The organism is Paraburkholderia domus, from assembly GCF_905220705.1.
Classification (GTDB): domain Bacteria; phylum Pseudomonadota; class Gammaproteobacteria; order Burkholderiales; family Burkholderiaceae; genus Paraburkholderia; species Paraburkholderia domus.
On record NZ_CAJNAT010000015.1, the window covers coordinates 162120 to 169321 of the forward strand.

General features: G+C 61.2%; 6 protein-coding genes. 1 reads left to right on the forward strand and 5 read right to left on the reverse strand.

Annotated features, from left to right (window positions below):
• Positions 1 to 48: 48 nt before the first annotated feature.
• The 5 genes from paaK to paaN form a co-directional block, all read right to left on the reverse strand.
• Positions 49 to 1353, reverse strand: a complete 1305-nt coding sequence (gene paaK / locus KHO31_RS23970; RefSeq protein ID WP_201079444.1) for a phenylacetate--CoA ligase PaaK — start codon at positions 1351 to 1353, stop codon at positions 49 to 51.
• Between the two features lie 127 nt (positions 1354 to 1480).
• Entirely contained in the window at positions 1481 to 1942 is a 462-nt protein-coding gene (gene paaI / locus KHO31_RS23975) for a hydroxyphenylacetyl-CoA thioesterase PaaI (RefSeq protein ID WP_201079442.1), read from the reverse strand.
• Between the two features lies 1 nt (position 1943).
• Complete coding sequence (gene paaG, locus KHO31_RS23980; protein WP_201086113.1) at positions 1944 to 2735, reverse strand: 2-(1,2-epoxy-1,2-dihydrophenyl)acetyl-CoA isomerase PaaG; 792 nt, start codon at positions 2733 to 2735, stop codon at positions 1944 to 1946.
• 47 nt (positions 2736 to 2782) lie between these two features.
• Complete coding sequence (gene pcaF, locus KHO31_RS23985) at positions 2783 to 3985, reverse strand: 3-oxoadipyl-CoA thiolase (protein WP_211624251.1); 1203 nt, start codon at positions 3983 to 3985, stop codon at positions 2783 to 2785.
• A gap of 126 nt (positions 3986 to 4111) precedes the next feature.
• Positions 4112 to 5812 carry a phenylacetic acid degradation protein PaaN gene (paaN, locus tag KHO31_RS23990; RefSeq protein WP_211624253.1) on the reverse strand — a complete coding sequence of 567 codons (1701 nt, stop codon included), beginning with the start codon at positions 5810 to 5812 and terminating at the stop codon, positions 4112 to 4114.
• A gap of 132 nt (positions 5813 to 5944) precedes the next feature.
• Here paaN and KHO31_RS23995 point away from each other — a divergent pair, with 132 nt between their 5' ends.
• Entirely contained in the window at positions 5945 to 6721 is a 777-nt protein-coding gene (locus KHO31_RS23995) for an enoyl-CoA hydratase (RefSeq protein WP_201079433.1), read from the forward strand.
• The last annotated feature ends 481 nt before the right edge of the window (positions 6722 to 7202 follow it).

Sequence of the window (7202 nt, forward strand, 5' to 3'; positions counted from 1 at the left end):
CTGATCAGCTCCGTTATCTGGTATCAACCTTCGGCGTTTCGGCTTCGCTTAGAGCCCCGACTTCCGCTTGTCCACCACCCGCCGTGCTTTGCCGACCGAACGCTCGATGCCGTTCACAGCCAGCACGTTCACGATCGCACTCACGCCGATCAGCGCCTTGATGTCGTAGGTGAGCGCCTGTTTTGCCGTGGTCAGCGCGGCAGTATCCGGCGCCGATTCGGGGCAGGGCTCGACATTCAACGTCAGTACATCGAGCGGGCCTTCCTTCGTCAGCACGATCTGATAGTGCGGCGCCAGGGCGCGTTGTTTGAGTAGCAACTCTTCGATCTGCGTCGGGAACACGTTGACGCCGCGAACGATCATCATGTCGTCTGAACGGCCCGTGATCTTTTCCATCCGGCGCATGGTGCGCGCGCTGCCCGGCAAGAGGCGCGTCAAATCGCGCGTCCGGTATCGAACGATCGGCAGCGCTTCCTTGGTCAACGACGTGAATACCAGTTCGCCGAGTTCGCCATCCGGCAGCACTTCGCCGGTTTCGGGATCGATGATCTCGGGATAGAAATGATCTTCCCAGATGGTCGGGCCGTCTTTGGTCTCGACGCATTCCGAAGCGACGCCAGGTCCCATCACTTCTGATAAGCCGTAGATATCGACCGCGTCGATGCCCATGCGCTTTTCGATCGCCTGGCGCATGTCGTTGGTCCACGGTTCCGCGCCGAAGATGCCGAGGCGCAGCGAGCAATTCGCCGGATCGATACCTTGCCGTTCGAGTTCGTCGGCGATCGACAGCATGTAGCTCGGCGTCACCATGATGATGTCGGGCCGGAAGTCCTGAATCAGTTGCACCTGCTTTTCAGTCTGACCACCGCCGAACGGGATTACCGTCAGTCCTGCACGCTCGGCACCGTAGTGTGCGCCCAGGCCGCCAGTGAACAAACCGTAGCCGTAGCTCACGTGAACCTTGTCGCCGCGTTTCGCGCCTGCGGCACGGATCGAACGTGCGACGAGATTTGCCCATGTATCGATATCGCGCGCCGTGTAGCCGACGACCGTCGGCTTGCCCGTCGTACCGGACGACGCGTGGATCCGCGAGATCTGTTCCTGCGGCACCGCGAACATGCCGAACGGGTAGCTGTCGCGCAGATCCTTCTTGGTGGTGAAGGGGAAGCGCGCCAGGTCCGCGAGAGTCTTCACTTCGCTCGGGTGGACGCCGGCTTCATCGAACTTGCGCCGATAGACCGGCGAATTCTCATAAGCGTGGTTCAGCGACCATTTGAGCCGTTCGAGTTGGAGCGCGGCGAGTTCGTCGCGGCTGGCTGTCTCGATGGGATCGAGCGGGAGGGCGGTGGTCATCGAATGTCTCCTTGCTGCCTCAATGCTTGAGTCTGGTGTGCGGTGCGCTTGCGCGCAAAACCGGGGACTCGTTGCTATCTATGTAGGTGCTGCCAATGTGCCGGGGTCCTGCTTTTCAATCTGCCGCTCAATCGCCCGTAGGAATCAGGTTGCCTTTGATCTGCGCAGATTTGCCGCGAAACATCGCCACGGTCTCTTCTGCGCGATTCGTGACGCGAATATCGTAAATGCCGGTGCGACCGCTGAGCGTTTGCTCGACCGCTTCGGCCGTCAACACGTCGCCGCCTTTTACCGGCCTCAGGAATTCGATTGAGCAGCCGGCTGCGACTGTGTTGATGTTGTACGTGTTACAGGCGAAAGCGAACGTCGAATCAGCGAGCGTGAAAATCAGGCCGCCGTGGCAAATCTGATGACCGTTCAGGAAGTCGTCGCGCACGGCCATGCGCAGACGCGCGTAACCTGCGCGCACTTCTACGATTTCGAGTCCAAGCGCCCGGCTGCACGCGTCGTTTTCGTACATGGCGGCAGCGGTTGCGCGGGCGAGTTCGTCGGGCGTCATGTGGGTCGGGTGGTTCGGTTGTGCGGACATGTCAGCGACCCTCGAAGCGCGGCGCGCGTTTTTCCACAAAGGCTTGCACGCCCTCCGCATAATCGTGGGAAGCACCGAGTTTGCGTTGCAGATCGCGTTCGAGATCGAGTTGCTGATCCAGGGTCTGCGTTGCACCCGTGCGCATTGCCTGCTTGATCGCGGCGATGGCACGCGTGGGCTGCTGCGCCAGTTGTGCCGCGAGTTTGCTTGCCGTGGTGGCCAACTCGGTGTCATCAACCGTTTGCCAGATCAACCCCCAGCTTTCGGCTTTCTCCGCGCTCAGTTTGTCGCCGGTGATGGCGAGACCCAAGGCGCGTGCCATGCCGACGCGTTGCGGCAGGAACCAGGTGCCGCCCGAGTCCGGCACGAGGCCGATCTTCACGAATGCCTGGATGAAGCTGGCCGAACGCGCCGCAAGCACGAGATCGCAAGCCAGCGCCAGATTGGCGCCTGCGCCGGCAGCCGTGCCGTTGACCGCAGCAATCACAGGCAATGGCAATGCTTGCAGGCGGCGAATCAGCGGATTGAAATGCGCGTCGACCAGTTCGCCCAGATCGGTCATCGCGCCCGGCGTGAAGTCGAGATCCGCCAGATCCTGTCCTGCGCAGAAGCCGCGGCCTGCACCGGTCAGCACGAGCGCGCGGGCGCCGGACGCTTCAACCTCGCCGAGTGCCGAGCTTAATTCCTGGTGCATCGCGCGCGTAAAGCTGTTGAGCTTGTCCGGGCGGTTCAGCGTGATGGTCGCTACATGGCTCGATGCGTCCAAGTCGACGCGAATCGCTTCATATGACATTGGGTGTCTCCTCAAAGTCTCTTTGACCGGTGGGTGCGGCGTTGGTCTCAGACCCGCTCGATCACCAATGCGATGCCTTGGCCCACGCCGATACACATCGTGCAAAGCGCAAATCGGCCGTTGATTCGTTCCAGCTGATAAAGCGCAGTGGTGATCAAACGCGCGCCGGATGCGCCGAGCGGGTGGCCGAGCGCAATCGCTCCGCCATTCGGATTGACGCGCGGATCGTCGTCGCGCAGACCGAGCGTGCGCAAGACCGCCAATCCCTGCGATGCGAAGGCCTCGTTCAACTCGATCACGTCGAATTGGTCGAGAGTCATGTTCAGTTGCTTCAGCAGCTTTTGCGTGGCCGGCGCCGGGCCAATGCCCATGATGCGCGGTTCAACGCCCGCCGTTGCCATGCCCACCACGCGCGCACGGCGACGCAATCCGTATTGATCGGCAGCTTCGCGATTCGCGAGCAGCAGTGCGCATGCACCGTCGTTCACACCCGATGCATTGCCGGCGGTCACGCTGCCGTCGGGGCGGACCACGCCCTTGAGCTTGCCGAGGCTTTCGAGCGACGTTTCGCGTGGATGCTCGTCGAGCGTTACGAGTACGGGGTCGCCTTTCTTCTGCGCAATTTCAACACCGACGATTTCCTGGGCCAAAGTGCCATCACGCTGCGCGCGGGCTGCCTTTCGCTGGCTCGACAGCGCAAACGCGTCCTGATCCGCACGGCTGATGCCGAACTCGACGGCGACGTTTTCCGCCGTCTCCGGCATCGAATCGACGCCATATTGGCGCTTCATCAGCGGATTGATGAAGCGCCAGCCGATAGTCGTGTCGTAAATATCGGCCTGCCGCGAGAACGCGCTGCTGGCCTTGCCCATCACGAACGGCGCGCGCGTCATGCTTTCGACACCGCCTGCAATCATTAGCCGCGCTTCGCCAGCCTTGATGGCGCGAGCAGCCGTGCCCACCGCGTCCATGCCCGAGCCGCACAGCCGGTTGATGGTTGTTCCGGATGCATCCGTGGGCAAGCCGGCCAGCAACGCCGACATGCGGGCGACGTTGCGGTTGTCGTCACCGGCCTGATTGGCGCAGCCGTAGATCACGTCGTCGAGGGCTTGCCAGACGACGCCAGGGTTGCGCTCGATCAGCGCCTTGATCGGTACGGCGCCGAGGTCGTCGGCGCGGACATCCTTAAGGGCGCCGCCGTAGCGGCCGATTGGAGTGCGAATCGCGTCGCAAATGAAGGCGTCGTTCATGTGGGTTCCTGCTGGGACGGATCGGCGGGACATGCCGATCCGATGTCTCATGTTAGTTGGGGCGCACGGCTCGGTCTATTCGGCCAAACGGCATAGGACGAAAGCCGTGCTCTTGTCCTATGCCATTCAGCCAGCTACCGCCGGTGCCGCTTTCGGTTCAACATGAACGCGACTTTGAACGACGCGGAAGCGATTCGCGACAAAGGCTGCGTCGGCCAGCGCGGCATTTGCCGCCGGGTTTGCGCCCGTGCCGTGGAAGTCGGAGAAGGCCGCCGACTGATTGACGAATACGCCGCCCGTCAAATTGATCGAGAGTGCTACGCCGCCGCGGATCGATGCTTCGTGCGCCTCTTCAAGCACGGCTTCATCCGTACTGTAGACCGACAGCGTCAGTGCGCCGTGCTTGGCGGCGATTGTGGCGGCAAGGTCGAGCGACTGCGCTGTCGAATCCGTCGCGATTACGAACGAGATCGGGCCGAACCATTCTTTGGTCAGCTGTGCGTGGTCGGTGGCGGCATCCAGTTGGAGCACGAGCGGTGTGCGCACGCGAGCGCCGGCAAAAGCCGGATGTTCGAGCGATTGGCTTTCTACTAGAACGCGCCCGAGCTTGGCGGCTTCGTCGATACGTTGGGTTACGCCTTCGTTCTGGATCGCACCGAGCAGTTCGACGGCGCGCGCCGGGTCTGCAACCAGTTTTTGCACGGCGCCGGCTATAGCTCGGGCGACTTCGTCGAAACCGAGTGTGCCTTCAGCGGTGCGGATGCCGTTGCGCGGGGCGTAGATGTTTTGCGGGGCGGTGCACATCTGGCCCGAGTACAGCGCAAGCGAGAAGGCGATGTTGCGAGCGGCGGCTTTGATGTCGTCCACCGAGTCGATAACGATCTGGTTGACGCCGGCTTTCTCGGTGTAGACCTGAGCCTGATGCGCATTGCGCTCGAGCCACGTGCCGTTTTGCGTGCTGCCCGTGAAGTCGATGAGCTTGATTTCAGGGCGCAGGGCCAGGTCCTGGACGAGCGCGCCGTCGTTCGGTTCTGTGGCCAGCAACGTGACGACGTTCGGATCGAAACCGGCATCGCGCAGCACATCACGTGCGATGCGTACGGTCAGCGCGAGCGGCAGAATTGCGCCCGGATGCGGCTTGACGATGACCGTGTTGCCCGTGGCCAGATCGGCGAAGAGGCCCGGGTAGCCATTCCATGTCGGGAAGGTGCAGCAGCCGAGCACAAGACCGGTGCCACGCGGCACAACGGTGTAGCGCTTGTGCATTGCGAGCGGCGGATTTTTGCCTTGCGGCTTTTCCCAGTGGGCATCGGCAGGAATGCGGCGTAATTGGTCCCACGCGTATACGACCGCTTCGAGCGCACGGTCTTGTGCATGCGGGCCGCCGGCCTGGAACGCCATCATGAATGCCTGACCGGTTGTGTGCATCACGCTGTAGCCGATTTCGAAGCTGGCGCGATTAACGCGCGCGAGGATTTCGAGGCATACACCGATCCATGCCCTGGGGCCGGCTGCGCGCCAATCACGCTGCGCGACGGCGGCCGCGGAGATCAACGCGTCAGGATCGGCCTTCGGATAGCGCACGCCGAGCGGGAACCCGAACGGCGAGACTTCAGCGCCGACGGTTTCTCCGGTCGAAGGCTGGTCCAATTCGAACGTCTTGTTCAGATGCGCTTTGAATGCGGCTTCGCCGTCTGCGCTAGCTGTTTCCCCGTACACTTTCGGACTGGGCATCTCGACGAACGGACTCCAGTAGCCGCGCGTTTCGATCGCGGTGAGTGCCTTTTGCAGCGTGTCTTCGTGCTTGGTGAATAGCGGATGTGTCATGGCAGAGGGGCTTGGCTGTGCGTTGGGAAAAGCCTGTCGAATAATTGACCGACCGGTTGGTTGGTGAATGGTAGCATTTTTAGGACGGCCGCGCGAAGCGTTTTCGCGCGCCATTAACCATTAGGAGGCGTCATGGTTTACGAGAACATCCTGGTTGAGACTCGGGGAAAGGTCGGCTTGGTCACGTTGAATCGCCCGAAGGCGTTGAACGCGCTGAACGACGCGTTGATGGACGAGTTGGGGGCAGCGCTGCGCGAGTTCGATGCCGACGAAGCGATTGGTGCGATCGTGGTGACGGGTAGCGAGAAAGCGTTCGCCGCCGGAGCCGACATCGGCATGATGGCGACGTATACCTATATGGACGTCTACAAAGGCGACTACATCACCCGCAACTGGGAAACGGTGCGCTCCATCCGTAAGCCGATCATTGCCGCAGTGGCTGGCTTCGCGCTTGGCGGCGGTTGCGAGTTGGCGATGATGTGCGACATTATTCTCGCCGCCGACACTGCGAAGTTCGGCCAACCGGAAATCAAGCTCGGCATCATGCCTGGAGCAGGCGGCACGCAGCGACTGCCGCGAGCCGTCTCAAAGGCAAAAGCGATGGACCTTTGCCTGACCGCCCGCTTCATGGATGCTGCCGAGGCAGAACGTTCCGGATTAGTCTCGCGGGTGATTCCCGCTGCTTCCCTGCTTGACGAAGCGATGGCCGCGGCCGCGACGATCGCTGAATTCCCGTTGCCGGCGGTGATGATGATCAAGGAGTCGGTTAACCGTGCGTACGAAACGACGCTCGCGGAAGGCGTGCATTTCGAGCGCCGCCTGTTCCATTCGCTCTTCGCTACTGAAGATCAGAAGGAAGGGATGGCTGCGTTCGTTGAGAAGCGCAAACCGGTTTTCAAGCATCGGTAATACGCTTGTCAAAATAACACTTGCAAGGCGCTGTGTGGCTCGCTAGAATCTCGCTCTTTCGTGCTTCGGACACCGGGGCACGGGAGGCGGGAGAGCCAGCAGTGGCAAGGCTTTCAGCGAAGTGGGTGGGTTGAGAAAGTTAAAAAACCTGTTGACGACGTAGCGAAAGTTCTTCATAATCTCGTTTCTCTGCTGCTGATGCAGCGACGCAGAACGAAGCGGTGCCGGGTGGTTGAAGTGGGCGCTGGTTCGGTAGTGAATGCGTAATCGATCTTTAAAAATTAACAGCCGATAAGTGTGGGCGCTTGATGCAAGACGCGCCGGTGGGTCCTTCGGGGTCTACCGGAAAGCGAAAGTATCAAGTCTCACGCTAGTATTAAAGGAAGGTTTTCCTGTTGGGGTGGATTCACTTCGGCAGGAGGATCATTCGTCAGTACGTTGAGTGAGCGACCGGTCTCGGAAGAGACCGAAAAACAGTAAC

Bases quoted from the DNA above. Each gene is read 5' to 3' on its own strand.
- paaI (WP_201079442.1), bottom strand. From the start codon at position 1,942: ATGTCCGCACAACCGAACCACCCGACCCACATGACGCCCGACGAACTC.
- pcaF (WP_211624251.1), bottom strand. From the start codon at position 3,985: ATGAACGACGCCTTCATTTGCGACGCGATTCGCACTCCAATCGGCCGC.
- paaN (WP_211624253.1), bottom strand. From the start codon at position 5,812: ATGACACATCCGCTATTCACCAAGCACGAAGACACGCTGCAAAAGGCA.
- paaG (WP_201086113.1), bottom strand. From the start codon at position 2,735: ATGTCATATGAAGCGATTCGCGTCGACTTGGACGCATCGAGCCATGTA.
- paaK (WP_201079444.1), bottom strand. From the start codon at position 1,353: ATGACCACCGCCCTCCCGCTCGATCCCATCGAGACAGCCAGCCGCGAC.
- KHO31_RS23995 (WP_201079433.1), top strand. From the start codon at position 5,945: ATGGTTTACGAGAACATCCTGGTTGAGACTCGGGGAAAGGTCGGCTTG.